Genomic DNA, 2,150 nt, shown 5'->3' with positions numbered 1-2,150 from the left:
ATTCTCCTCGATGGTGGTGTGGAAGACGGTGGCGAAGAAATTGAGATTCTCCTCCACCGTCAAGTCCGGATAGAGGGAGAAGCGTCCGGGCATATACCCCACCCGCCTGCGGATGGCTTTGTAGTCCTTCACCACATCCAGACCGCAGACCGAAGCCGAGCCTCCGTCGGCAAGCAGCAAAGTGGTGAGGATGCGGAAAAGCGATGTCTTGCCCGCACCGTCCGGCCCGATGATGCCGAAAAGCTCACCGGGAGCCACTGACAGAGAGACACCCCGCAGGGCTTCCACGCTGCCGTAACGCTTGGAGATATTAGTTAAAGTTACAGCCTCCATACATTCCTATTTTCAGCATCCCATCATTCTTCACGGCAATCTTTACGGCATAGACCAGATTGGCGCGCTCGTCTTTCGTCAGGATAGTTTTTGGAGTGAATTCGGACGTATCGGAAATCCAGGTGACGATGCCGGGGTATTCTTTCCGCACTTCCTTTCCATAATCCGCATAAACCTTCACTTGCTGCCCCTGCTTGATTTCGGCAAGCTGCTCGGAGGTGATGTAGGCACGGAGGTAAATCTGCTCCATATCCGCCACTTTGAAAAGAGGGGTGCCGGGAGCAGCCAGTTCTCCGGCTTCGGCATATTGGGCAAGGACGGTTCCCGTCAGCGGAGAGGTGATGTGGCATTTGCGCAACTGGTCTTCTATCTGCGCCACCTGGATGCCGACAGAGGAACTTTGCCACGTCAGGCTCCGGTCACTGTTGCGCAGGGTGGAGTTCTGTGCGTCGAGCTGCTTGCGGAGGACTTCGAGAAGGGACTCGGCATCATCCAGTTGCTTCTGGTTGGCGGCACCCACACGGAGCAGGTTGGACACACGGTCGCGCTCGCGCCGTGCCTGCACAATCTGTTCCTGAGTGGCGGCTACTTGCTTCAGGATATCAGGCCGCTGGCCTTCCACGGACTTGACACTGGCCTCCAACTGGAGTTTCTTCAGATAGAGTTGGACGGTATCTATAATGCCTACCTCCTGCCCGTCTTTCAGTGTCGTGCCTTCCTCGATGTCGAAACTCAGCAGTTTTCCAGACGCCTCGGCAGAAACGATGACTTCGGTAGCCTCGAACGTTCCCGTCGCATCATATTTCGGAGTACCGCCGGTACAGGCGGCAAGGAGAAATAAAAAAGGAAATAATTTCAATGATTTCATACTATTTCAAGTTATAAATTACGGATTATAGTCATTAATTGTTCAGCGTATATTTCAGCTGCCAGATGTTCATCAGCAACTGCACCTCATGCAATGCCTTGGTCTGTCGTGCCATACTTTCGTTGGTAATCTCCCGCAGCATATCGGTCACGGTCATTGTCCCGTTCTGCACCTTGGCCTCGGCTGCACGGCGGATATTCCCACGCAGACGGATAATCTCGTCATCATCCGCCATCTGGCGGCGCATGGATACAATGCCCGCATCCTGCTGCGTAGCCTGCAGGCGAATGTTGAAAAGGAACACATCCCGGCCGGTCTCTATCTGTTGGCGGGTATTGTCTATCCTGCGGCGGTCGTTCTTCAACGTATACAGACTGCCGAAATTCCAGGACATGCGCACCCCCGCCATGTAATAGGCGTTGAATTCATCTTTCAGCATATTCAATCCCGGATTGCCGTATGCCCCTTGTACAAAAAGGCCGAAACGCGGCATCAACCGGGTGTTCAAGGCTGCCTCCTGCTGGTGGAGTTGCTCTCCCTGCGCATCGTACCAACGAAGTTCGGGACGGTTGTTCATCTGCCGGTCTATGTTTTCTTCGGCAGCCGGTTTCAATAAAACCGTTTCGGAAGAGAGGTCCTTGCCCGTAAAGGCAGCAAGCATGCTGAGGTATGCACGGCGGGTGGTCTCCAATTCCACACGGTGCTGCCTGGTGTTCAGTTGCTCTACGCTGACTGCATCCAGGTCGCTCAGGGTGGCGATGCCATTGGCTATATAGTCGGCTACCTGCTTGTGGGTTCTTCCTAAATCTTCTTGCAAGAGGCTGTTCTGTTTCAGCTGTTCGTCCAACAGCAGGATGCCGAAAAAGAGCTGGTTCACCCGGTCAGTCAAGGCATACATGTCTACATGGTGTTTTTCCAGTTCCACTTCCGAGGCGGCACGCGTCAATCG

The 2,150-nt window shown here is 54.0% G+C and carries 3 protein-coding genes; all 3 read right to left on the bottom strand.

Annotated features, from left to right (window positions below):
- A partial coding sequence (locus ABUA47_RS24265) for an ATP-binding cassette domain-containing protein (protein WP_349832233.1) occupies positions 1-333 on the bottom strand: 333 nt, incomplete at its 3' end.
- Complete coding sequence (locus tag ABUA47_RS24260; RefSeq protein WP_035448614.1) at positions 311-1,201, bottom strand: HlyD family secretion protein; 891 nt, start codon at positions 1,199-1,201, stop codon at positions 311-313. The genes ABUA47_RS24260 and ABUA47_RS24265, both read right to left, overlap by 23 nt.
- A 34-nt stretch (positions 1,202-1,235) precedes the next feature.
- Positions 1,236-2,150: TolC family protein (locus tag ABUA47_RS24255; protein ID WP_349832231.1), on the bottom strand; the 915-nt coding region annotated here is incomplete at its 5' end.

It is taken from the genome of Bacteroides sp. RTP31139st1_H2_RTP31139_211217, from assembly GCF_040227615.1.
In the GTDB taxonomy this organism is placed as follows: Bacteria; Bacteroidota; Bacteroidia; order Bacteroidales; family Bacteroidaceae; genus Bacteroides; species Bacteroides uniformis.
Note: the sequence above shows the minus strand (reverse complement) of the source record. Positions and strands in the feature narration are given on the sequence as shown.

Excerpts from the sequence above, each read along its gene's own strand:
- ABUA47_RS24260 (WP_035448614.1), bottom strand. The coding sequence starts at position 1,201 with ATGAAATCATTGAAATTATTTCCTTTTTTATTTCTCCTTGCCGCCTGT.